The sequence below is a fragment of the Paenibacillus sp. LK1 genome (assembly GCF_002750415.1).
Classification (GTDB): Bacteria; Bacillota; Bacilli; order Paenibacillales; family Paenibacillaceae; genus Paenibacillus; species Paenibacillus taichungensis.
This window is the reverse complement of the sequence record NZ_PEII01000016.1, coordinates 35,091-60,448: the sequence shown is the minus strand read 5'-3', so window position 1 is coordinate 60,448 and position 25,358 is coordinate 35,091. Positions and strand designations below refer to the sequence as shown.

The window sequence follows — 25,358 nt, the reverse complement described above, 5'->3', positions numbered from 1 at the left end:
ACGACAGAGCGGGATTAGCCAGAAGACTAGGTTAATTGCTTTTTTACGATCATTTGAGCAAGGGTAATCTTTTTTTTTGGAAGCGTTATCATTAATAGGAGAGGCTGTGAGTTGTATGGTCAAAAGGAAGCTTTTTTTCTTCATCGTTTTCATGTTGACGATAGTAGTTCCTTCCAGCCTGATCGGAATAAGGGCCGCTTATGCGGAGACCTTACCTTATCAGACCATTATCATCGATGACGGGAGCATTAAGATTAATGATGTTGTGACACCTGATGCGGGTAACGAGAACAATGGATATTCGGCTCCAAATTGGACCACAAGCACAGGGGTGAAGGGGTATGATCTTTCCAGCACCCAATATACGAGTACAGCAGGCAGAACGATAACATGGAATCCACGCTTGGAAGCAGGAACGGCGAAAATATCGTTCTACAAGCTGGATTGGGCGGATAAGGCTGATAGCAATGTAAAAATTGAAATTGTTCATAATGGAACGACGGATGTAGTCTTTATGGATCTAAGACCCTCATCTGGCGCTCCAGTTGGTTGGGTTGATTTGGGAGAGTACTATTTTTCCGGAGTTGGTGAAGAATTCGTTAAATTGACCCGGTCTACCGGCACCACGAACACGATTCTTACGCGCGCGGATGCGGTCAAGTTCGAAGGGAATATAAGGCAGAAAGAGCCACATAAGACGATTATCATTGATGATGGAAGCCTTACGATTGATAATGTCGTCACTGTTGATTCAGGCAATGTCAATAACGGGTTCTCCGCTCCTTATTGGACCACAAGCGCAGGAGTAAAGGGATATAATAATTCCAGTTCCAAATATACGGATGCTGTAGGTAGAACGATCACATGGAATCCGCGCTTGGAAGCAGGGACGGCGAGAATATCGTTCTATAAGCTGGATTGGGCGGATAAGGCTGATAGTAATGTGAAAATTGAGATTGTTCATAACGGAATAACGGATGTAAAGTTTATGGATCTAAGACCTTCGTCAGGTCCATCGGTTGGATGGGTGGATCTGGGGGAGTATGAGTTTAGTGGTAATGATAGCGAATTTGTCAGGCTGACTCGAACGCAACCTACGACGGGTACAATTATTACTCGAGCCGATGCAGTCAAGTTCGAAGGAAATATCCGACAGCAAGCACCACCGTTGCCCCCGCTGCGGAGCCGAACCTTAGCGAATCTCAGTTACACGGAGAAAGGCAGCATCGAAAATGCAAACTATAAGGCAACTTTCTATGAGGCAGCATGGGATGGAGGCAAATCCATCGTTCGTGACATGTTCTACAAGAACACGGACACGGGAAACTGGATTCCGATCAATAATGTGTCGGAAAGACTTGAAGAGCAATGGGTTTTATTGGATGGGAATGCGGGCAGCCGAACCAATTACTACGATACGATGAACAAACGCTGGATTACATTCGACGAGGTCCATTTTCCAGACAGCCACACGGCGGTATTAACCGATTCTACGCATGGCAGTGATTACGATTTTGAAGTGAACTGGTCCATGGCAGGGGAAAAACCAGATGTTTCTTTCGCCTTTACGCCTCGCCGCGATGGCAATTATGTGATTGGATATCAGTCCTTCACAACGGAGGCAGTCTCCGGCATCAATGAAGTGTTAAATGGATTCAGGTCGCATGCCAAAATGGTAGGTACAGTAGAATCAACAAGCTTGAGAGAGCTGAGCGCTCCGATGAGCCTGGTTGAGAAAAATGATGGTTCGGGAAATCCATTAACGTATGGTGTATTTGTACCTTCGGCAGAGCTTCCGGTTGAATTTGAACCGACGGGAGGCGTAACGAAACAACGACTGGGCATGAGCCTGGTCAACAACGAAGGCAGCGTGCAGCCAATCCTGTATGCGCCTCAATTAGGGACTTACTCGCAAATGACCGCAGAAAGCACTTATCAATTTCATATGGGGCTTATCGCTCAAAAAAGCAATCTGTATGAGTCCTACGCGGATATTCTTCGCAATGAGTACGGTTATTCAGCATACCGCGAAAATGTGTCAGATCAGTCGCTTACTGACGCGATGTTCAATATGATCGATTTGCTTAAGATTGAGCCGCAAGGGGACGACTCTGTTAATTATGTCCCGTCACCCAGCGGGTGGTGGAGCCGTGCCAAGGGCTTTATTGATATCGAAAACGAGGATAGCGTCCGAACAAGCTCGAATGCAGTTCTTTTGGGGGCTTACTATCTGACTGGGGATGACCAACTTTATGATACGAGAGCATTGCCGTCCGTCCAGTATGGCGTATCGCGAAATGGTATCGGTTGGTCGCCGACGCAAAAGAAAGTATACGGTGTGCCTTCCTTATGGAAAATGGCTACTCTGCCGTTCGATGTTTCAAGTGTAGCCGCTGTCAATCAGATGATGGGTACTTCGGCAGGAATTGGGGCGCTGGCACAGGAAGAGTACCTCATGCGTGATCCTGACCAGAAAGACCGGGGGCCTGTCATTCAACCCCTGATGATGTATCGTATGACGGGAGAAGCGCAGTATTTGCAGGCTGCCAAGGATGCAGCAGATAGTTATATCTTGCAATATATCGATACGCCTGCATCCGTGGATGTGAGTAAAAATGAGTTCATTTATTATTATAGCAAGCTGTGGATGGAGATCTTGGAGCTTTATGAGGAAACTCAGGATCCCAAATACTTGAATGCCGCTTATAAGGAAGCCAAACGATATGCAACCATGTTCGTTGCTCGTCCAGTTCCAGAAGGTAACGTTACGATTCCCCAGCCTGAGACGTATAATTACGCGGAGTCGTTCCATTGGCCGGAGAGTGGTAAATTTCAATATCCTAGGCTCAAGCTTCCAGAAGATATAGCTGGAGGCGTTCAAGCGGATACTTGGCTTGTTTCTCCGAGCGGATTGACGTTTGAAGCAGGAAGTACAACCGGCTATTATCGGATGAATGCTCAGGAAACTCCATTCATGCTGAGATTGTCGCTCTATACAGGGGATAAACTGCTGCAGGATATTGCTCATAATGCGGTTATTGGTCGATATTCCAGTTATCCAGGTTATTACTATAAGGGTTTCGCCGTTAGTCAACTTGAACCGGACTTTCCTCTGGAAGGCCCCAGCGGGGCTACATCCATATATTACCACCATATTCCGGGGCAGCTTGGGCAAACGATGGATTATTTGATCAGCGAACAATCATTAAAATCGAATGGAAGTATTACATTTCCTTCCGTATTTGAAACGAATTTTTTATGGTTCAAATATCACCTCTATGGGAATAAACCTGGTCAATTTTATGGTAATTCCGACGTTTGGCTTTGGATGCCCAAGGGGATTATTAAGACCAACCACCCTCAATTGAATTGGATAACGGGTGAGAGCGGTGATAAATTCTACATCGGGCTAAGCAATGCATCGTCAGAAGAAGTTCAGACTCCGATCGAATTGAATGAACAAATCATTGGATTCAACCCGACACAGGATTATACCGTAACGATCATCCGCGACAATGGTACACCAGAGCAAGCAGTTATGAGTGGCGGAATCATTCAAGCCACGGTTTCAGGCAAGGGCATCACCGCTATCATTGTAGAAGGACTTAACATTGACGTGCCACTGCATCAGGTTAGAACGGCTGATACATCGGATGCAAGCTATTTCTTTGATACCCACAGTCCAATTGATGCGGTTAAAGGCATGCTGATGGTTAAGCCCGACGAAACGGTCTACGATGCTTATGTGCAGGCAAAAACGACAAAACCAGCGACAATCCATTATTCCTTGGATGGCGGGGCTACGTATACGACCGTCCCAGATACGATATACCCAATGGAATGGTCGATACGGGTGAATGATTTATCCCAAACCTTCACGTATTATGTGGAATCGGAGGGGAAACAGACCCGCAAGCGGACACTTTATCTGCCTGATCAGGTTACGGAAACTCCAGTCCAACCCGATGGGCAGGAGAGTTCATCTATCATAGTGGATAATACGGAGGCGGAGACAGAAGGCGTCTGGATAAGGGATACGACGGCTGACAACTATTACTATGATAACTATGTGTATGCCAAATCTACGGCTGGCACAGCGACAAGCAAAATGAGATGGCGGCCTGAACTGCCGGAAAGTGTCACTTACAGTGTATATTACAAGATTCCGCAAATCACCGCTGCAAGTGAAAATTGGACAACGAATGCCTCATTTACCGTGTATTACAGCGGAGGCTCCGAGACCGTTACTGTTGATGAGACAACAGCAAATGGTACTTGGGTGCACCTAGGGGATTTTCCTTTTGCTGCAGGCGATAGCGGGTACGTGGAACTAACCAATAAGGCCAACAAGTCTAGGGTCGTTGCCGATGCGATCATGTGGGTGGACGCGAACCAGATACCGCAATTGGAGTCTGCTGTGATCCTGTCTGATCGGAACGAGTTGCAGATGACCCAAACCGCACAGCTGAGCGTAACCGGCTATTTGGATAACGGTTTGATCGGTGATCTGACACAGGCCAATGTACAGTATTTCGTTGATCGTACGGATCTGGCTGAAGTGAATAGCAGTGGGTTGTTGACTCTTCTTAATCTCGATGGGAACACGGATCACATCGAGGTATGGGCTACTGTCACGATTGACGGAGTGACCTTAACCACACCGGCTTTGAACATCACGATCAAGGACCTAACGGTTATCGTCGACAGTACAAATACAACTGGGTTATACACGACAGAAGGGTCTTGGAGCCAAAGTAATTTAGCCGGATACAAAATTGGGGTTAAATCCCGTTACTCAACAGTTCAAGGATCATCCGCAACGTGGAAAGGCCAGTTTCCAGAGGGGAAATATACGGTCTCGATCTACAAGCTCGTCCATACGACGGGAAATGATAATAATGTCAAAGTGGAAGTGAAGCATAAGACGGGCACCGAGGTCACCTATATCGATGCAACGGTCGGCTCATCGGGTTGGGTTAATCTCGGAACGTTCGACTTTACGGGTGACGGTAGCGAGTATGTCCGGTTAACCAGGGTTACGCCTACAACGGTAGACCCGCCAACGCTTCCTGCGGATATGATCTATACGAGAGTTGACGCAGTTATGTTCGAACGGCACTCCGATGGTGCGGAGTTGCTTGCAAATGAGGCGCCAGGTGAACCGACAACTTCTGAAGAATAGCGTTAAAGCTGCATGATTTCATATGTAAGGGTGGGAGCAATAGATTTATATCGCAGACAAAGAAAAGTCACCACCCTCATTTTGTATTAGTATGTAGTAAGCAGACGAATCATTGAATTTCTCGATTTAGATATATTTGTTACATGTGAATACCAAAAGATCTCTTCACTATTGAAGAGATCTTTTGGTGTACAACAACTGGGTGGTGCTGTATTTAAGATTGCTATTTACAAATCTTATTTCATACATTATAGTTATTAAAGATAATCAATATCTGTAATGTGCTCAGAGAAATAATTTCGGTGGATAGAATAATATATGAACTAAAAAGCCTATAGAAAATCTCCTAGGCAGAACTTGTTGACACCTTAGTCCCACAGGCAGGACTGACACCTATCCCGACGTCAGCTGGAAAAAAACTAAATATTCTTACAAATACGATTATACAAGGAGTATAAAAATGAATCCAAAACTACAAAGAAAAATTGAGCACTTGGAGAATATTGAGAGGTTCCCAGCAGAGGAGTTATTTAAGTTTATACAGCTTAATAAAGAGGACGAACTATTAGATCTTGGAGCCGGTACAGGTTATATAAGCTTTTCTTTTGCTAAATATGTGAAAAAGGTAGTTGCGTTTGATTACGATAATGATATTTTACAGTATCTAGAGGTAAAAGCTAAGGAAAAAGGGATAACCAATATTGAAATGACCGCTGCAAACTTTAAAGAGATGCCATTAGAGAGCGAAAGATTCGAAAAAGCTGTTGCTTCAATCTCGTTGCACGAGGTTCAACCTCTTTCATTGGTGTTGGATGAAATCCACAGAGTTTTAAAAGACAAAGGGATCTTTTTGTGCGTTGAATTAGAGAAGACGGAAATGACTAATGCTCCAAGGGTTTCATCGAAGGAGATGGAGGAAGAAATCGTTAAGGCAGGTTTTTCAGTTATTGATACGCTTCATCCATCAACACAAGTTGCTAATCAACCCGTATATATCATTGTTGCACAGAAGAAGCAGGGTAACTAGTGAATCTTCCTTCAATTGTAGTTGCCATAAGGTACAAAAGGACGGCCAAACCGCCCTTTTGCTACATAATATTAAGTTCTTATTCTGTGACGAGTGACGAGACAAGAAATTTGCCTGTATTCACAAATAACAGAGAGCTGAGAAACTTATCGAATTGATCATAATGGGTGTTATTTATTATAGGTTCTTCTCTCATAAGCGGAAATTTTTACGAATGTCTTTTATTCTTTAAATGAAGATCAACAATCCCCACTTGAGCAGTCTACTTTCCCTACAATAATAAATTTGTTATTTGAGTGATTCCTATGTTGAAGTTTTACGACAGGCCGAAATAGTCATGCATCAACTATTGTCCAACTACAACAGATTGATTTGAAGTTTGGAATAGAAGTAGTGGGACCTTCAGGGCTCCATTACTTTTTATTGTCGAGCGGTTAAAGTAGAATGCATATAGGTTGGGCGAAAATACGAAAATGATCACATTAAACGAAGATAAAAGAGAGGTTCGTACTTATGACAGTGACGTTTAGAAAACTAAGTGAGCTATCGATGGAGGAAAATGTACGTATTTGGAATCTAGGATTCGAGGGCTATTTTATACAGATGGTCATGACGATTGATGCTTTGATGACCAGGATCGTTAACGAAGGACTTTCCTTGGAGAATTCACTTGCTATTTATGTGGATGGTGAACCTGCAGGGTTTGTCATGAATGGATTTCGTGACGTAGATGGAAAGAAAGTGGCATGGAACGGTGGGACAGGTATTGCAACTGCGTTTAGAGGACAGGGCATTGGCAGAACGCTCATGTTAAGAAATCTAGAGTTGTACCGAGAACAAGGCGTGGAACTTGCTATACTTGAAGCGCTGACCCAGAATGAGAGTGCGATCAAGCTATATCAGTATGTGGGGTATGAAATTACGGATCGATTAATGATTTTACAACATACGGGTACAATAGATCCCCAATTACTGAAGCGATCTTTTGCGCATTCCTTTTCTATCACCAAAGGATTGCCCCGTGATGTATATGCGCTAGACTTCTATCGAGGTTTATCTGCTTGGCAGACACAATGGCCTAGCATGAAGGAGGGTGAATCTATAATCATTAGACAAGATGGCGAGCCTTTATGCTATGCATTGTATAAGCGAACATTTGATCAAAAGGGTAAAATGGTAACCATCTCGCTCTATCAATGTGAGGTCCTTCCTGGGCGGGAAGATGCAGAGGAGATTTATAAGCTTGCTCTCAGTGAACTGTTCGCCCCGTTAGACTATGTTTGCAGACGAGGGACATCTAACCTGCGTAAATCCAATCAACCTCTGAACGATCTATTGATAAAATTAGGTTTTACAACAAATGTTGAGCAAGTGCTCATGATGCGAAATATGAATTTTAATGAGATAAAAGAGAAACAGATAGATAATAGTAATATTTAATGACAAATTTTTTAAGCATTCGTTGAAGTCGTGATTCAAGAAATAAAGCAACACACATCATTAAGCTAAAGGGAAACGATAGCGCAAAAAAACAAGAAGACAGTCGATCACGATCGGCTGTCTTCTTGTTTAACTAACCGACAGGAGAGTTCATTGGCAATAGCGTCACTATAGCGAAAAACCGTTAAATAGTGCAGTTTAATCATTGAAATGATTGAGATTTACTACATTTTTACATGTAGTATGAAGATGATTCAGAGTGGAATTATTCATTCCGGAATCACAGAAATGCTTAACTTGTCGTGCTTATGTTTTCTTAATTACATTCCAAGGAAGAGGTGTTGTTCATGAAAAAGTTAATGGATTTTAGAAAGAAAATGTCGGCCGTGTTAATGGCAAGTGGCCTGATATTCGCGATGCTGTTACCCATTCAAGCGTCGGCGGCAGACATTGCTTTTAACGAACCTTTAAACGGAGTGAATCCTAATTTGTTCTATACCTCAGATGGATGGGCTAATGGTCCTGATTTCGGAGTGGGCTGGAAGGCGGTTAACCAGGAATTCGTGAATGGAATTATGGCTTTGCGACTTGACAATGCAGGGTGTCCCGCCAGTTGCTCGGGGAAAAATTATGCTTCCGCTGAATATTCGACCCATGTAAAGTATGGCTATGGCCGGGTTGAAGCGCGTTTAAAAGCGGCTTCAGGAGTCGGTCTCGTCACAAGCCTCTTCACGTATTCCGGGCAAGGAACAGGTACATCCAATGACGAAATCGACATTGAAATTTTGGGCAAAGACACGACGAAGATGGAAACTAATTATTTTACGAATGGTGTAGGCCAGCATAGCACGATCATCAATCTGGGGTTTGATGCCTCGCTCGATTTTCATAATTATGCGTTCGAATGGTCGCCATCATTCATTAAGTGGTATGTAGACGGTAAACTGGTCCACACGGAGAATGGATCACGTGGAACACTTCCGACCAGTCCTGGCTATATTATGGTTAATCTATGGTCGGGCTCGGGACCGGCTGAAATATGGACAGGAAAATTCAATTACCCAGGTATGCCGGTGCGTGCCTATTTTGATTGGATCAAATTTAAACCGGCTAACTGACGTTTGACAGATGGATTTTTTAACTGAATTTACAAATAAGATGAAATAATCCTAATGTAACTCTTTACGATACAAGCAGAAGTTGAAGTCCAGAGAGTTAGAAGTGATAAGGTTTATCAGAAGGACATTAAAGAGTTTACTCTGTAGTGAACTTTTAAAACGCTGTCCCGGGAGTAGTGGCTCTTGGGATAGCTTTTTTATTTACAAAAATGGAATATAGATGGTAGAGTTTTTACAAGATATGTATTTGTTAGCGCTTACAATAAAATACGTTGTGGGGGGAGTTATGAATGCCATCTATTTTGAGGGAAGAAGTGGTTCCGAAGGAAAAGGTAAAAATGAATAAGAAATATCCAGTTTATATCGGCGACACGATTGGTGTGACTGTCCATTATCAAAAGCTTCATTGGCATAATGTTCTTGAGATTAATTATATCAAATCCGGCACGGGCTACTACATCATCAACGGTCAAAAATTTGATTTCCAGCAAGGAGATGTGCTGCTTATCAATTCGAATGATCTTCACTGCGCTTACGAAACGAAGGATCTTGTCATGACTGTCATTACGTTCGATTCGACCTGGTTTATTCATAATCTCCGATTCGATCCGGAGCTATTCAGCCCGTTCCGCGACATAGACAAACATTACACGAATCTGATCCACCGTGATCATCCGTCCATGGACAGGCTGCGGTCACTTCTTCTTGAACTCCAATTGGAGCATGAGAGGGAGCAGCGTTCCTACACTACCGTTGTATATTCGCTTATACTCCAGTTTCTGACTATAGTAAATCGGGAGTGTCGAATAGAGGGGATTTGCGGTAGTCAACACCTTATCAGTGAGAGGCAGTATGAGAAAATACGTCAGGTGATTATAGTTATGGAACAAAACTTCGCCCATCCATGGACGCTGGAGGAGCTGGCCTCTCTTGTCTATCTCAGTCCTTCAAGGTTCAGCGAAATATTCAAACGTGCGGTCGGCATGCCTCCGATGCTGTACTTGATCCATATTCGACTGGAGCAAGCGGTCATGATGCTGGAGGGAGGTCATATGAAAATAATGGATATTGCCCTGGAATGTGGATTCCGCACGTTGACTAACTTTAATCGACTGTTTAAAAAGCACATCGGCATGACGCCGAAGACTTCACAAAAGCAAAATCCTTAGAAAACAGTAATATAGTGCTATATTTTACTGGTATTAGCAGAGAAATGAACTGGGTCAGGAGATACAATGAAGTGGCAAGCATCTCATGATTATGTCAATAAATCTAACACTAAATTAAAAAAGGGGGATGCCAATGCCGCAAGTGGAAATCAGCAGCAAAACGAAGCCGCTTGCTAAGAAAAGTCACCTGCACCGCTTTCTGGAGCAATGGGATATTCAACTTATGGTGCTTCCGGCCATGATGTTTATCCTGATCTTCAGCTACATTCCCATGTACGGAGTGCTGATGGCGTTTCAGGACTACAGTTTATTCAAAGGGTTTCTGAACAGTCCATGGGTAGGCTTCAAACATTTTGACGCGTTTTTCGGGACGCCGGAGTTTTGGACCATTATGCGGAATACTCTCGTCATTGGCATGCTTAAACTGTGCATCGGATTTCCGGCCCCCATCCTGCTCGCGGTGATGCTTAATGAAGTAGGGAAACATTCTTTCAAAAGAATTGTTCAAACGATCAGCTATTTGCCTCACTTTTTGTCGTGGGTCATCGTATCGGGCTTTGTGATCTCCATCTTGTCTACGGACAACGGCAGCCTAAACATACTGCTGCAGAAGCTGAGTCTTATCGATGAGCCGATTAACTTTCTGTCGGAGCCAAAGTACTTTTGGAGTATTTTGACCGTAACGAATGTGTGGAAGGAGATTGGTTTCTCCTCCATTGTGTATTTGGCGGCAATTGCGGGCATCAATCCCCAACTGTATGAAGCGGCTTCGATTGATGGTGCGAGCCGTCTGAAGCAGATTTTTTCCATCACTATTCCGTCCATTATGCCAATTATCGTTGTGTTTTCTATTCTGGCTATCGGTAATTTCCTAAATGCAGGATTTGAGGACATATTGCTGCTGGGAGGCAATCCGGTTTTGCGAGATGTCAGCGACGTGCTGGACACCTATGTATATCGAATTGGCATTCAGAACAGCCGATACTCCTACGCAACGGCGGCAGGGTTGTTTAAGGCCATCATCAGCGTTGTGTTATTGTCCGGAGCCAACTATTGGGCTCGTCGATCGGGGAACAGCCTTTGGTAGGAGAGAAGGGGGAGAGATACACATGAGGCTGTCGAATGGGGATCGATGGTTTGTTGGCATAATTTACGTCTCATTGGCTTTGTTTACATTTATTGCGTTATATCCGTTCTGGAACGCTGCCGCCATTTCATTTAACTCCGGGACAGATACGATGCAGGGCGGCATTACATTCTGGCCGCGTGAATTCACGCTTGAAAATTATCATGTGGTGTTTAAGGATGAGCGACTGATTGACGGTTTCATCATCTCGGTGCTCCGAACGTTGCTGGGTACACTGCTCTCCATTGTGGCAACAGCCATATTAGCTTATGGCATTTCTAAACGTGAATTGATGGGTCGCAACTTTTATATGGTAACTTGCATCATAACGATGTACTTCAGCGGCGGACTTATACCCAACTACTTGCTCATTCGGGAGCTGGGTCTGATGAACTCTTTTTGGGTTATGGTCATACCAGGCATTATCAGCGTGTGGAATATGATTATATTCCGGACGTTCTTTAAGGGTATCCCGCCCGGGCTTGAGGAGTCCGCCCGTATCGACGGTTCCTCTAACTGGGGGGTATTCATCCGAATCGTACTTCCTTTATCGGGACCGGTCATTGCTACGCTGTCGCTGTTTACGGCAGTGTATCACTGGAATGATTGGTTTGCGCCAAGTATCTACATATCCAACACGGATCTTCTACCCATTCAAACTAAGCTTCAGCAGATACTTAATGCCAATATCATGATGGAACAGATGCAGAACATGGATGCTGCTGCACAGGGCCGGATGAGCGCGATGAAAACCGTAACTACCAAATCGTTGTCCATGTCGACGATGATGGTGGCAACCATTCCGATCCTCTGCGTCTATCCATTCGTACAGAAATATTTTGTGAAGGGCGTATTAATCGGTTCTTTGAAGGAGTAATTCAAGCAAATCCCGGCCAAGGCTTTAAGCGTCCGCTTTGACCATAGATGAATCGCGAAGGGAGCACTCATAATGAAAAAAGGGGAAAAGAACCTTCTCTCTGGCTTGTCAGTCACACTTATCATTGTCATGGCTTTAATGGGATGTTCGGGTTCAGGAGGTAATACTGCAAGCCAAGAGAAGAATTCCCCAGTCTCGGGGGATACCTTTGTACTGGGAGAGAAACCGCTGGAGTTCTCATTCTACGGCCATTATGACTGGTACACAATGCCGGATTGGGGTAAGGATGCTGCGACGAAGTGGATCAAAGAGAATAAAAAGATCGACGTCGTGCCGATCAGCTCCGGTGGCGTCGCCAAGAACAAGCTCAGTACCATGATCGTCGCCGGTGAACTGCCGGATGTTATATGGATGGATCGTGGAGCGGATGTCGAAAAGCTCCGTTCTGAGGGGATGTTGGTCCCGTTCGATGATTATCTGAATAAATACCCCAATCTGAAAAAGTGGGCTGGGGAGTCTACGCTCGAATTGCTTCGCTCACCTGACGGTAAGCTCTATCAGTTCCCTAACTGGTATACGACGCAGCCAAACGGCAACGCAGGATATCTCGTCAATAAGAAGATTTACGAGGAACTCGGCTCGCCGAGCCTGGAAACACCAGAGGATCTGTACGTCTATTTGAAGCAAGTGAAGTCAAAGTATCCAGATGTCGTTCCGCTGGAGGTTGGTCAAACTGCTGCAGGAGTGGACATCATGGTATCTGCGTTTGCAGAAAATCGCCCACATACATTCAACAGTATGATCGCCGTTCCACAAGGGGATCAACTCGTATCGCTGTTCACGGATCCTGTCTATCGTGAGCTGCTGCAGTATATGAGCCGTCTGTACCGTGAAAAACTTGTCACTCAGGATGCCTTCACACAGAAGCTGGAGCAGGTCGAGCAGAAGGTTATAAACGGCAAAGTAGCCATTTATGTGGCGTCCAGTCCCACCGAGTTTGGCTCCAAGGGCAACAATCTGCTTAAAGCGCAAGACCCGGATGCTGGTTACATCATGGTATGGCCTGTACACAAAGCGGAGTTGGATCGCAACAAGATTTTCCCGGGTGATTATAAACAACTAGGCTGGAATGTCAGCGTCATTACGAAATCGGCCAAAGATCCAGAGGCCATCTTCGCCTTCCTGGATTGGTTCACAGGTCCTGATGGCCAACGTACGATTATGTGGGGGCCAGAAGGATTATATTGGGATGGAACGGACGAGGAGGATATGCCGCTGTTCACCGACAAATTCACAAGCGATGCTAAAGGTCGTGATGAGTTGATGAACGCAACGGTCAACTTTCAATGGAACGGAAACACGGTCTATGTGGATAATTCTAAGATGAAATTCGAGTCTACCCTTCCGCCAGAGAAGCGGAATTTTGAAACGTACTGGCAATCGGAGATTACGTGGAAGACGCAGATGAACACAACGGAGTTCGCCAATCTGGATCCTGCAAGCGATTCGGAAGAAGGCATTATTGCACAGCGCGTGTTTGAGATCTATGAGCAAGTTAGAGCTAAAGCGATAAGCTCCACAACTTCGGATCAGGAAGTGCTTTCGCTTCTGGATAAGGCTGAGGCGGATGCGCAAAAATCCGGTTATGACAAGTTGTTGAAGTACAAAACAGCGAGATGGCAGGAGAATAAGGCGAAAATGGCAGCAGCGAAATAAAAGTCATGGCTGGGAGAAGTCCTTTCGTTAAGATTTTTGCGCGAAGCTTTCGCCCGAAAGTCTTGGCTGGCGGCTTCATTAGCCGGGCGATATAGGAGAGATCACACTTGAATTATTACTTGGGAGTAGACGGTGGAGGAAGCAAGACATTGGCCGTCGTGGCGGACGAAACTGGACGAATATTAGGCAGGGGAATCAGCGGCTGCGGCAATCATCAGCTTGGTGCTGCCTTTGCAGAGAAAAGTATAACTCAGGCCGTTGATGAGGCTTATGCACAGGCGGGGCTTGGCAAAGAGAATATCACTTACGCTACATTCGGGCTTGCGGGAGCCGATCGTGAGGCGGATTTCCGCATATTACGGCCAATAATAGGCGCAATGGGTTTAAAGAAATATCGTATCTTATGCGATACTGTCATTGCCATGAGAGCCGGTACAAGGCAGACGGATGGGGTCGTCCTTATATGCGGAAGCGGGACGAATGGATATGGTGTTAACGTTGCAGGCGAGGAGGTTCAGATCGGAGGCTTCGGTTATGAATTCGGCGATTTTGGCGGAGGCGGTGAACTGGCCGTCGAGGTGTTTCGGACAGTCATTCGTTCATGGGAAGGTAGGGAGCAGCCAACTACATTGACGTCGCTTACATTGAAGGCGCTTACCTTCGAAACCGTGGAAGAGATGTACCACCGTTTTTTGGACGATGGAAGAAGGGCACCACATACTTTGGCGAAACTGCTGTTTCAGGCTGCGCCTGGGGATGAAGTCGCAAGAAAAATATTGGAGAAGCAAGGTTTGGAGCTGGGGAAAGTCGCCAGTGCGGTTATTCATAAACTTGGCATGGGCAATGATTCTTTTGATGTTGTATTGGCTGGCAGCGTGCTAACTCGTGGAGAAGGAGATTATGTGGTTCGGTATATCGAGTCTCAGGTTACTACAGCAGCACCGAAGTGCCGATTGCGAATCTTGGCCCTTGAGCCAGTAGCGGGTGCCATCCTGCTCGCAATGGATGAGAACGGGGTGAAACCAGATTCCACTGTGTATGACCAATTGCACCAAGCACTTGCCGTAAAGGAGAGAAATGTGAAATGGGCACTGGATTAAAGGTCGCTGTTATTGGGGGAGGCTCTTCCTATACCCCTGAGCTGATTGAAGGTTTCATCCGTCATTATGATAGTTTTCCGGTTAAGGATATCGTACTGGTGGATATTCCGGAAGGTCTTCACAAACTCACCGTTGTTGGCGGGCTGGCGAAGCGAATGGTTGAACGAAGCGGACTGCCGATTAGTATTACTTTAACTTTGGACCGCAAGGAAGGACTTAGGGATGCCCATTATGTATCTACACAGATGCGGGTAGGGTTGCTGGAGGCTAGAGCATGGGACGAAACGATCCCATTGAAATATGGAATGCTCGGGCAGGAGACGACCGGAGCCGGGGGAATGATGAAGGCTCTGCGTACCATACCTGTACTCTTGGAAATATGCAAGGATATGGAGATGTTATGTCCTGACGCCTGGCTACTTAATTTCACGAATCCGTCCGGAATGGTAACGGAAGCCATCATGAAGCATTCCAGCATACGTTCTATCGGTTTATGCAATTCCCCAATCGCCGCCTACAAGTGGCTGTCTGCACTTTATCAGGTGCCTGAGGAACGCATTTTTTGCGAGTTTGTCGGGTTAAATCATCTGCACTGGATCAGTCGGATCGAGATTGATGGAGAGTCCAAGCTGGAGGAGTTATTGGACGCAGGGGGGAGCTACTCGGCCAGTAACGTGCCGCAGCTTGCTTGGAACGCTATGCTGATTCGGGCGATTGGCGCTATTCCGTCCTATTATCTGAAATATTATTACCTTCACCGTGAGATGTTGGCGGAGCAGCAGGCTGCCGCAGCCATAGGGGAGACGAGGGCTGAGATGGTCAAGCGCCTTGAGGATGAACTATTTGAGATTTACAAGCGTCCAGAGCTAGTGGAGAAACCGAAGCAACTGGAGCAACGTGGAGGTGCCTATTATTCCGAGGCGGCTGTTAATCTGATGAAGGCGATTCATACGGATAGCGGAGAGGTTCTAACGCTGAACGTCATGAACGGCGACACTCTGGACTTTTTGCCAGAGGATTCCAGTATCGAAGTAAACTGCGTTGTGACGAAGAAAGGCGCTGTTCCGGTACCGATTACACGAATACCGGATGCCGCAGTCGGCCTGATTCAAGCGGTGAAGACCTATGAGAGTCTGGCCATTGAAGCGGCGGTTTCGGGAAGTAGGGAGAAAGCACTGCTCGCTCTTAGTTCACATCCGCTGACCGATTCAGTGTGTATCTCAGAAGCGATGCTGAATGAAATGCTGGAGCAGAACCGCAAATATTTGCCGCAGTTCTTCCATGAGAGGTAAAGGAAGTAAGTAATGTAAAGAATATTAATGAACAAGAATATGACTTAACCCTAAGTCAGCTTTAACTTATGAAGATGTCAAGATGTTCATAAATATCCTTAATTATCAATGTATTGATATTGCAACAGAAAGCATGAATTTGACTTTAAATTCGTTTAATAAACATAAGAGGGATAGAAATCAGATGATTTCTATCCCTCTTATGTTTCCCAATAACAGTATCTATTCAGATTTAATTTGTAGTTAGACTAACCTGTCATAAGCTACAGCATAATCTTTCTTAAAGAGGTTCTTTCTTTTCAGTAAGACAAGCTTGACACGCTAAGTTTTGAACATCCAGCATTGGTGGTTGTCCATACATACGTGCATATTCCCGACTAATCCAAGGATGATCCACAATTCTCCCTTCGCATCTGTTTTCACGAGAAAAGGTCGGTTTTTATTATTGAACGTTTTTAATGTATAGGTTTGATCTGCAGAGGTGCTCTTTGATAAATTTCCGAGCACTTCTGCTAAAATTACTGATTTCCGTTGGTGGGTTGCGTTGACACGGGATGAAATCACAGATGGGTTGTGCTACCGGATATCAGATGAATAATCTTCAACAAACCTTCCTGAAAGAGTAGCATAAGTTGCTGCTAACAGAAAAATTACGCGTTCACAAATTGCTCTTGCATGGTTGGTTCAAAAGGATGAGGTCACAGCACCAATAATCGGTTCGAACAAAATTAGCCATTTCCAAGATGCGGTTTCAACGTTATCGGTTAAATAACGCCTGAAGAAATTACAATTTAGAAGAACTTTATATACCGCATCCAGTAGTATAAATTGGATATATATCCTTTACTAAGATACGGTTCTGAATCGGAACAGAGGTGCATGGTTCATTAATCACGAAGTATGCCTTTTCTTTTGGAAGGAACATTATCCACCAGTAGAAGAGGTGAATTACCCAGACTTTGCACGTATCAATGAATTGTCTTTAAAAAAGTTGGATTTACACATAATTACATAATGCAAGTTCTCCCGTTCATTTTCTAATTCGAAATGTATCACTTGACTTTGCAGATATCAAACTAACATGATAAGTAGAGTTATGCATTTGAGATGTTAGTCCCATAATGGAGGAAACAGAATGAGAAAGCCTATTCACATACTTATTTGTGATGACAATTCAACAGTACACGAAACGATTGGCAGTTATTTGACTTCAGAAGGAATGTCATTCACCTCAGCCTATAATGGAAAAGAGGCACTGATATACGCTCGGAACAATCAGCCGGATCTAATCTTATTGGATATTATGATGCCTGAGATATTCGGAACCGATGTATGTAAAGAAATTAGAAAGGAAAGTTCTGTGCCAATTATTATGCTTTCTGCAAGAGGAGATGAGTTGGATCGGATTATTGGACTTGAAATTGGTGCAGATGATTATATTGTGAAGCCTTTCTCACCAAGAGAGGTTGTAGTTCGAATAAAAACGGTTTTACGGAGAGTATTACCTGAGTTAACCGTACTCTCTAAACAAAACAACATTTTTGAATATGAACAGCTCCGAATTGATCTGAACGGATACGAATTGTCTGTCGATGGTCAGCTAATACCAGCAACACCAAAAGAAATTGAAATTTTGTATTTACTTGCTACAAATGCTGGAAAGGTACTAAGTAGGGAACATATCTTATCCAAAGTGTGGGGATACGACTATCTTGGAGATACTCGCGCTGTCGATACACATGTCAAACGCCTTAGAAAAAAGCTTCCTGAAAACAATAACGGGTGGACTCTGAAATCAATTTATGGAATCGGATATAAATTTGAGGTGCACTCATGAAGCCTTCTTTACTAAAAAGAATGTTTGTTTCAATCGCTTTCATTCTTATATCCGTATTCTTGATTGCATTACTCATTGGAAGGGCATTCTTGGAATCCTATTTTATCGAAAACAAGCTATCGGAACTTCAGCCACAGATGGAAATAATTGCAGATGATATCGGAACTAATGGCTATTCATCTACTCGTTTGTCTGAATTAGGTTTTATTATTAAGGCTTATGATTTGCATTCAAAAGAAATGGATGCTTTTACTGATCAGTCCTCCTTGTCCAGAAAAGAAAGGAAACTAATTCTCCCTTTCACTGAGGAGGATATACAGCAGGCAATCAAACCGTATGTCAGTAAAATTCTTTCAGGTGGTCAAGTCGCAATTATCACAAACCTTGAAGTCTTTGGAGGTGACTCGATTCTCATCGGTCAACCCATCCGTAGTGAAGGCCATTTGATTGGCGGACTCTTTCTAATCAAATTGGTCTCGGACTATTCGAGTGCACAAACCGGATTTTATTTTACGATTATACTCACAGCTAGTTTGGCACTAATCCTGACGCTCTATATTATTTATCGAGTTATCCGTTCCATGATTAATCCGATTCTAGATATGACCTCATCCTCCGAAGCTATGGCTAGAGGAGAGTATGGCGTCCGGGTTCAGGAAACAGGTTATGGTGAACTGGGAGACCTCGCCCGATCTTTGAATATCCTTACCTCCCAATTAGAGCAGAATCATCAGGCTTCCCTTAAACTGGAACAGGTACGCCGTGATTATGTGGCGAATGTGACGCATGAGTTACGAACGCCGCTCGCTTCTATTCGGGCGATGAGTGAAACGTTATGCGATAATATGTTGGTTGACGAAGAGGGCAAGCAGCGATTCTATCACTCTATCCTTCATGAATCATTAAGTCTTCAACGTCTTATCAATGATATGCTCGAACTGTCCAGGTTGCAGTCAGGATCTTCGGCCATCCAAAAAGTGAACACTAGTCCAGCCCAACTTATGGAACGATTAAGTACCCGATTTACCGTTTTGGCTGAAGACATAGATATTCGCTTCACGATAACGGAAAACGCTTATCATATGCCAGATTTTTTCGGACATGAAGATCGAATCGAGCAGGTATTCACGATTCTTTTGGATAATGCTTTTAAGTTCACTGAGCCTGAAGGCAAGGTCACTATCGATGCAAACTGGAATGATACTTGTATCTATCTCTCTGTGACAGATACAGGGATGGGAATCGATATGGAGGATCTTCCTTACGTCTTCGAACGTTTCTATAAGTCAGATAAATCCCATGCAGGACCAGGAACAGGATTAGGATTATCTCTGGCTAAGGAAATTCTAACCCAATTGAATGAATCCATTTCGGTCGAGGCTACAGGGACAGGTACTCGCTTTATTTTCACTTTGCATAGGAGTATCAAAAGTTGAATAGGTGTTTGAGCTTTTGAACAAATACATGAAGTAAATGCTTGTTTAGGTCGGCCTTCCCCAGAAATGGACTGGGGAAAGTCGCCCTATTTTTTTGCAATGAAATTTCAGTTGACTCCTAGCTTCGATATTTAGCCACCCTCACGCCACTTTTTCGCCACATTGTTTTGCTAAATTAGGAAAAGGAAAGTTACCTACCATCTCAAATTCAAAAGGAGAATGTATATGAAAACTAAAAAATGGGTTGCTTCATTGCTTGCTCTTGCTCTGATGAGTATGCCGCTAGTTAGCGTAGCCAGTGCGGCAACAAGTACAGAGAACAAATTGTACAGCTTGGATTTTGACACAACGAATTACACGGAGAAGAGCCTAACTTATAACGGTCAAACGATTAAATACCGTGCATATGAGAAGATAGTATACGTGCAGCGTCCGGTTGACACCCAATATGAAATTATGAATATTTATGTCCCAGAAGAATACTTTGAAGGAGGAACGATTAACAACTACACAGCGGACACGGCCCCTATTTACTTCCCTAATACTGTTGCGGGTTACCTTCCTGGTACACCTGGAAGCCCGGGACAAGGAATGGGAGGGGGAGAAAATGCAATCGTTGCACTCTCCAAAGGTTATGTCGTGGCCGAACCCGGAGCACGAGGTCGTACAACACAAGATGAAGATGGCACATATACAGGAAAAGCGCCTGCCGCTATTGTCGATCTAAAAGCTGCGGTTCGCTATCTGCGTTATAACGACGAAGTTATGCCTGGAGACGCCGAGAAGATTATTTCCGATGGTACCAGTGCTGGAGGTGCAATGTCTGCATTGCTCGGTGCAACAGGCAATGACGCGGATTATGAGCCTTATCTAGAAGAATTAGGTGCGGCCGATGAGCGTGATGATATTTATGCATCAGCCGTATACACGCCAATTACTGACTTGGAGCACGCAGATATGGCTTATGAGTGGCAGTTTAACGGAATTAATACAGTTACACCAAGAACATTTGGACTTGCTGCAGGACAGGGTGGACCCAAAACATCAGAAGACGGACTGCCTGAACTTTCGGAAGGTGACTCGCCTGAACTCCCAGAGGGTGGATTACCTGAAGGTGGGATGCCTGGAGGAATGGGAGGAAACAGCACCCCCACTAAATTGACCGAAGATGAGATTAAAGTTTCTGACGATCTGAGCGCCATGTTCCCGTCATATTTAAACAGCCTGGGTCTGACAGCACCGGATGGAACGGCATTGACGCTAGGATCCGATGGCAATGGTACTTTTAAGGAATATGTTAAATCCTATGTCATTGCATCGGCTCAAAAAGCATTGGATGAGGGTATTGATCTGTCCGACAAAACTTGGATTACCATTAAAAATGGCACAGTATCGGATATCGATTTCGACCAGTATATTATCTATCTAACAAGAATGAAGTCACCATCTGCCTTTGATGGATTAGATTTGGGTAATGGAGAAAATCAGTTATTTGGAACGGATACCATTGATAATCAGCACTTCACAGAATACGGCATGGAGAATGATACAGCAGGGGGTACAATGGCGGATTCAGAACTTATCAAAATAATGAATCCCCTTAATTATATCGATACCGAAGGAGCGGATACTTCAACATACTGGCGGATTCGTTTCGGTACCAAAGATAGCGATACTTCTCTTGCGGTTTCGACAATTCTCGCAACGACACTGCAAAACAAAGGATACAATGTGGACTTCGCGATGCCTTGGGATGTCACGCATAGCGGTGATTATGACTTGGAGGAGCTGTTTGCATGGGCTGACCAGATTGTTGCAAAGTCCTCGAGTGAGTCTGATGATGATCAATCAAAGACATCTGACAATATCACCGTTAAAGTCAACAATGAGGATGTAGCTGCTTCAACTTATGAGCATGATGGAAGTGTTTATCTGAAGCTAAGAGACTTGGCGATGGCTGTTACTGGGTCAGACAAGCAGTTTGAAATCACTTGGGAGCCGACCAAAAAAACGGTAAACCTGGTTTCAGGCAAATCTTATACGCCAAATGGCGGGGAACTTGCCGGAACAACCTCTTTGGCTTCTGAACAAGTCACGTCAAAAGCATCCACGATTTACTTGGATGGCCAACAAGTTCAATTGACAGCATACATGGTTCAGGGTAATAACTATGTGAAGCTAAGTGAAGCAGCTAACCTATTGAACTTGGATTTGGTGATTGATAGCACTACAAATACCGTAACAATTAACACTGTGGCAAACTAACATTGATATATTTGAAATGAATGAAAAAAGGAAGCCCAAGTAATTGAGGGCTTCCTTTTTTCTGAAATGTTTACTTTTATCCGGATTGCTACGAGGTCAAAAACCTAACATTTGAAAATCATACCATTACTTTTCGATGTATATTATTATCGAGACCGTAAATGTTCACTGCGTAAAGTCCGTTTTGCCGACCATAGCCTCCAACCCGTAAGTACTGCGGCTACTAAGCATATTGAAGCGGAGGTCATGAAGACCACGTGCATGCCTGATAGAAAAAGATCGGGGCGGTCCGGCACAAGTCCTGTAACCCTACGACCAGCCAAGTTGCTCATAACACCAAACAGAGTGGTAGTAGCAACCGTAATTCCCACGACCATGCCCATATTGCGGACGAGCGAGTTAATACTGCCTGCAATTCCGAGTTGGGTTTTGGGGACTTTTGACATTACCAACGAGTTGTTCGGAGATTGAAACAAACCGCTGCCGAGACCGAGCATACCGATCCAACTCCCAACCAGAATAATAGAACTGCCGCTATGGAGTCGAGCAAGTCCGACTTGAGCGATGACCATCACAACGAGTCCTGCGAAAGTGAGCAGTTCGGAACCAATTTTGTCCGATAATGCGCCACTGAGTGGAGCTACGATTACCATGACAATAGGAAACAGCATAAGCAAGAGCCCAGCGTGGGAGGGTGTAAGATTCAAAATACTTTGAGTATAGAACGGTGCGATGATGTTAAAACAAAAGTTGGCCACAAATACCAGAAAGCCGCATAAAATGCTTAAGCTGAACAGCGGATTTTTAAACAGGTCGAGCTTTAGCATTGGTTCTGGATTACGAATCTCAACGAAAAGGAAAATAACAAAAACAATGGCGGAGATGATTAACGCAGCGACGATCCGCATATCCCCATAACCGACCTGCTGCCCGAGCAGTAGACCTGAAAATAAAGCTATGATAAATAAAGGGAATAGCAACCCCCCGGCCTTATCGATACGCACCTTCAGTTTGGTACGATCAGCAGGAAGTACCTTCCACCCAATCGCAATCGCGATCAGTCCAACCGGGATATTTACCAAAAATATGTACTCCCAACCCAGTCCGGATACGATAATACCGCCGAGGCTCGGTCCAGCAATGCTGCCAAGCGAGACAAATGTACCGATCAGCCCCAACGCTTTTCCCCGTTCTGTTGTTGGGAAGATGTCTGTAATGATGCCCTGGCTGTTGGCCATCGTCATCGCTGCGCCCAAGGCTTGGAGTAGTCGTGAACCCAGGAGAAACGGCAGGCTGAAGCTGAGCCCACATAGAAGGGAACCAACCGTGAAAATAATCATACCCCATTTGAACACTTTTATTTTACCAACGATGTCTCCGAGCTTGCCGAAAAAGAGGATCGCTGCACAAATGGTCATCAGGTAAGCGGTGACTATCCACTCCGCTTCAGCTACTGTCAGATCCATCCGCTTCGCGATAACAGGCAGAGCAATATTGACGATACTGCCGTCGAGCGTCGACATAAATGTAAATAAATTCAGGACTATCAGGATGATCCAACGTCTTTTCTGGATTACTGGGTCATCTTGATAAGTAATGAAACGATTCTCGTCTTCCAGTTTCACTAAATAATCACCCCTTACTATCGTCAAAATCAATTAGTTGCATTAGCAACTAATTTGGTTTTGATTATACTTTAAGTTAGTTGCGTACGCAACTTGCATGAGGTAAAATTTTTGGATACAAAAGATCTTAAGGAGGTACTGGATTGAAGAAACCTTCGATTGGCAAAATGTTGTCCTACATTCATCGTATTAACCAAAAAGAATTGGCTAGCATATTAAAACCATTTGATATCGGCGGTGGCGGGCACCACAATTATCTTAAAGCCATCTTGTCGAATCCCGGGCTCAACCAGGACCAGCTCACAAATGAAGTGAAGTTCGATAAAGCGACTACGACCCGTTGCGTCAAGCAGCTAGAGGAGGCGGGATACGTTTACCGTTCGGTGGACTCTCGCGATCGTCGTTCTTACCTGCTTTATCCAACGCAAAAAGCGAAAGATTTCGAACCTGTGCTGAAACGGATTTTGGATGAGTTCAGCCTTCAGATGACGAATTGTTTGTCCGAAAGCGATAAACAGCAGTTTGCGGACCTGCTCAAAAAAATTTACGACAGTAAACAGGGTTAGATGATCAAGGTCATAGCAACTGACGCGGATATTACCGGAAAAGAATGGATCATAATCATGACGGGGTATCTGGAAATTGCCCGAGTGAATACAATCATGATTCCGGCTCTGTCACTCGCAACCGCGATTTGCCTGATAACCAGTAAACCAAGAACAGCTGAGACAATAAAACATTGAATCGATCAAGGATCCTGCAGGTACACTTATAATCGTAGCTATCGAAATGCGTCCTGTGGATATAGCTACTGCCTGCGCCATTTTGTGTTTAAACACCAAACGAGACCTGTTGCAATAGAGATAACCTAAAATCCACCCGCACTAAATCCTAAAAGAATTTTGCTTGAGTTGAGCTTCTGGCGATAAGGTATTATGCATGATGCAAAGTATTCTTCGAATTCAACAAAACTATGTATCTTCATTATCGTACTCAACATGAATTCAACACAACACCACGAATAAAGTGTCTCAGTATTTTGATTCCTCCGTCTCTTTAATTCCCTTTACATAGGAGCAGTTGATTCAGCTACATTGTGTTTCTTTGTAAGCGGCTTTTTCCTCAATGTTCGATCATATAAATAAGGTTTTCCGTGATATTCCTATGCATTCTTTTGCTTCTCCTTTTTATGTATATCAACTTTTATCTCCAAATTAGCAACATGACTCTGGAATTCCGAAGCAATTCGTTTACATCTCGCCGCAAGCTATTCTTGAAGCGATGAAAAACTTGGGAACAGTCATTATGTCTGCAGCGGTTATTCTGGGCGGTACGTTTGCGGTAAATGCTCCCTTCTGGCGTAATGTCACTCCTGCAGATTGCAACAATTGTGCTTTGTGGACTGTTTAATATACGCTTTGCTCATGCTGTCGCTATTCATTCCCGTTATGGTCCGTTCGTTCGGGCCAGCGAACTGGTGGCCTTTCATGGGCCGCAGGACGAATGAGGAGCAAGAGTGTCGTGCACGCGACGGGAATCAGCTGAAGGAGCAGCATGTCTCCCATGATTCCATACACTAAATAAATAGAAAAGGATTACCTAGGGCATGTATCAACGGCTCGGAGGTAATCCTTTTGTTTAACGCTGCTCCTCAAAAAGCATTTAGAATTTTGACTAGTTCCTGTTTTCAATCTATACTATAGCTAGTTTCAATATAAGGGGGAAGTATCAAGTGTCTGCTGTTGTTCTTAGCTAGTTAATTGCATTAGGTTTATTTCATTTAAATTGCAGAAATCCGCTTATTTAAGTGGTTTATTTTTTCGTGTAATAAAATGGAATAACCCCTGCATTAGTTAAGAACATGGGACATCAACTACTTCTAGTTGACTGCGGAACCGTGCTCTCATGCATGGTTTTTTTTACATTAAGCCTATTTTGACAAGTGTCATTTGTTTGACATTCGGTTGAATTGGACATTATGTTATCCGTTAGTCAATTCTCTACAGGGGCAGAAGATGAACAATTTGTTCATTTTCTGCCCTTTTTTTTGTTTTGAAAAATAATGAGGAAGGAAGTGAACTCGAAGGCACGTTGGACACCTATTTGCTTGAGATTTCTTAGGAGTTCAAAAAATTGCTCTATTGAGTA

Annotated in this window: 16 protein-coding genes and 1 pseudogene; 16 read left to right on the top strand and 1 reads right to left on the bottom strand. The window is 44.1% G+C overall.

The genetic code is table 11. The features are described from left to right. The first annotated feature begins 115 nt into the window (after window positions 1-115). The 14 genes from CS562_RS27975 to CS562_RS33235 all read left to right on the top strand — a co-directional run bounded on the left by CS562_RS27975 (window position 116) and on the right by CS562_RS33235 (window position 21,585). Window positions 116-5,182, top strand: a complete 5,067-nt coding sequence (locus CS562_RS27975; RefSeq protein WP_099858855.1) for a golvesin C-terminal-like domain-containing protein — start codon at window positions 116-118, stop codon at window positions 5,180-5,182. Between the two features lie 460 nt (window positions 5,183-5,642). After that, the gene (locus CS562_RS27970; RefSeq protein WP_099858854.1) at window positions 5,643-6,209 is read left to right on the top strand and encodes a class I SAM-dependent methyltransferase; all 567 of its coding nucleotides are present in this window, start codon (window positions 5,643-5,645) and stop codon (window positions 6,207-6,209) included. A 513-nt stretch (window positions 6,210-6,722) separates the two neighbouring features. Then, window positions 6,723-7,649 carry a GNAT family N-acetyltransferase gene (locus CS562_RS27965; protein ID WP_099858853.1) on the top strand — a complete coding sequence of 309 codons (927 nt, stop codon included), beginning with the start codon at window positions 6,723-6,725 and terminating at the stop codon, window positions 7,647-7,649. A 347-nt stretch (window positions 7,650-7,996) separates the two neighbouring features. Further along, entirely contained in the window at window positions 7,997-8,767 is a 771-nt protein-coding gene (gene bglS / locus CS562_RS27960) for a beta-glucanase (protein ID WP_099858852.1), read from the top strand. Between the two features lie 290 nt (window positions 8,768-9,057). Continuing rightward, the gene (locus CS562_RS27955; protein ID WP_099858851.1) at window positions 9,058-9,936 is read left to right on the top strand and encodes an AraC family transcriptional regulator; all 879 of its coding nucleotides are present in this window, start codon (window positions 9,058-9,060) and stop codon (window positions 9,934-9,936) included. 133 nt (window positions 9,937-10,069) lie between these two features. Further along, on the top strand, window positions 10,070-11,023 hold the full coding sequence (locus tag CS562_RS27950; RefSeq protein ID WP_099858850.1) for an ABC transporter permease: 954 nt from the start codon (window positions 10,070-10,072) through the stop codon (window positions 11,021-11,023). Window positions 11,024-11,045: 22 nt separating this feature from the next. Next, complete coding sequence (locus CS562_RS27945; RefSeq protein ID WP_063563722.1) at window positions 11,046-11,939, top strand: carbohydrate ABC transporter permease; 894 nt, start codon at window positions 11,046-11,048, stop codon at window positions 11,937-11,939. A gap of 72 nt (window positions 11,940-12,011) precedes the next feature. Next, window positions 12,012-13,655, top strand: a complete 1,644-nt coding sequence (locus tag CS562_RS27940) for an extracellular solute-binding protein (RefSeq protein ID WP_099858849.1) — start codon at window positions 12,012-12,014, stop codon at window positions 13,653-13,655. A 107-nt stretch (window positions 13,656-13,762) separates the two neighbouring features. Then, window positions 13,763-14,755: an N-acetylglucosamine kinase gene (locus tag CS562_RS27935; protein ID WP_099858848.1), complete on the top strand. Its 993-nt coding sequence runs from the start codon at window positions 13,763-13,765 to the stop codon at window positions 14,753-14,755. Next, on the top strand, window positions 14,740-16,047 hold the full coding sequence (locus CS562_RS27930; RefSeq protein WP_099858847.1) for a 6-phospho-beta-glucosidase: 1,308 nt from the start codon (window positions 14,740-14,742) through the stop codon (window positions 16,045-16,047). Before CS562_RS27935 ends, CS562_RS27930 begins: the two co-directional genes overlap by 16 nt. Window positions 16,048-16,726: 679 nt before the next feature. Then, entirely contained in the window at window positions 16,727-16,819 is a 93-nt protein-coding gene (locus CS562_RS32685) for a hypothetical protein (RefSeq protein ID WP_257219627.1), read from the top strand. 363 nt (window positions 16,820-17,182) lie between these two features. After that, window positions 17,183-17,884, top strand: a complete 702-nt coding sequence (locus CS562_RS27925) for a response regulator transcription factor (protein ID WP_076291338.1) — start codon at window positions 17,183-17,185, stop codon at window positions 17,882-17,884. A gap of 89 nt (window positions 17,885-17,973) precedes the next feature. Next, a complete protein-coding gene (locus tag CS562_RS27920; protein WP_180287233.1) occupies window positions 17,974-19,320 on the top strand; it encodes a sensor histidine kinase in 1,347 nt (448 codons plus the stop codon). Between the two features lie 225 nt (window positions 19,321-19,545). Next, entirely contained in the window at window positions 19,546-21,585 is a 2,040-nt protein-coding gene (locus CS562_RS33235) for a subtype B tannase (RefSeq protein WP_218966752.1), read from the top strand. Window positions 21,586-21,731: 146 nt separating this feature from the next. On the opposite strand, the gene CS562_RS27910 is transcribed toward CS562_RS33235, so the two are convergent. Further along, window positions 21,732-23,204: an MFS transporter gene (locus CS562_RS27910; protein WP_099858940.1), complete on the bottom strand. Its 1,473-nt coding sequence runs from the start codon at window positions 23,202-23,204 to the stop codon at window positions 21,732-21,734. A 149-nt stretch (window positions 23,205-23,353) separates the two neighbouring features. Between CS562_RS27910 and CS562_RS27905 the strand changes: the two genes are divergently transcribed. Both CS562_RS27905 and CS562_RS33610 read left to right on the top strand, forming a co-directional pair. Next, window positions 23,354-23,776 (top strand): MarR family winged helix-turn-helix transcriptional regulator, encoded by a 423-nt coding sequence (locus CS562_RS27905; RefSeq protein WP_099858845.1) that lies wholly within the window; start codon window positions 23,354-23,356, stop codon window positions 23,774-23,776. Between the two features lie 697 nt (window positions 23,777-24,473). Further along, window positions 24,474-24,790, top strand: a pseudogene (locus tag CS562_RS33610) (MMPL family transporter); the annotation flags it as partial. Window positions 24,791-25,358 lie beyond the last annotated feature (568 nt).

What these genes read in the sequence shown, in the direction of transcription:
- CS562_RS33235 (WP_218966752.1), top strand. Translation starts at nt 19,546, where the DNA reads ATGAAAACTAAAAAATGGGTTGCTTCATTGCTTGCTCTTGCTCTGATG.
- CS562_RS27930 (WP_099858847.1), top strand. Translation starts at nt 14,740, where the DNA reads ATGGGCACTGGATTAAAGGTCGCTGTTATTGGGGGAGGCTCTTCCTAT.
- CS562_RS27950 (WP_099858850.1), top strand. Translation starts at nt 10,070, where the DNA reads ATGCCGCAAGTGGAAATCAGCAGCAAAACGAAGCCGCTTGCTAAGAAA.
- CS562_RS27955 (WP_099858851.1), top strand. Translation starts at nt 9,058, where the DNA reads ATGCCATCTATTTTGAGGGAAGAAGTGGTTCCGAAGGAAAAGGTAAAA.
- CS562_RS27925 (WP_076291338.1), top strand. Translation starts at nt 17,183, where the DNA reads ATGAGAAAGCCTATTCACATACTTATTTGTGATGACAATTCAACAGTA.
- CS562_RS27945 (WP_063563722.1), top strand. Translation starts at nt 11,046, where the DNA reads ATGAGGCTGTCGAATGGGGATCGATGGTTTGTTGGCATAATTTACGTC.
- CS562_RS27965 (WP_099858853.1), top strand. Translation starts at nt 6,723, where the DNA reads ATGACAGTGACGTTTAGAAAACTAAGTGAGCTATCGATGGAGGAAAAT.
- CS562_RS27975 (WP_099858855.1), top strand. Translation starts at nt 116, where the DNA reads ATGGTCAAAAGGAAGCTTTTTTTCTTCATCGTTTTCATGTTGACGATA.
- CS562_RS27970 (WP_099858854.1), top strand. Translation starts at nt 5,643, where the DNA reads ATGAATCCAAAACTACAAAGAAAAATTGAGCACTTGGAGAATATTGAG.
- bglS (WP_099858852.1), top strand. Translation starts at nt 7,997, where the DNA reads ATGAAAAAGTTAATGGATTTTAGAAAGAAAATGTCGGCCGTGTTAATG.
- CS562_RS27940 (WP_099858849.1), top strand. Translation starts at nt 12,012, where the DNA reads ATGAAAAAAGGGGAAAAGAACCTTCTCTCTGGCTTGTCAGTCACACTT.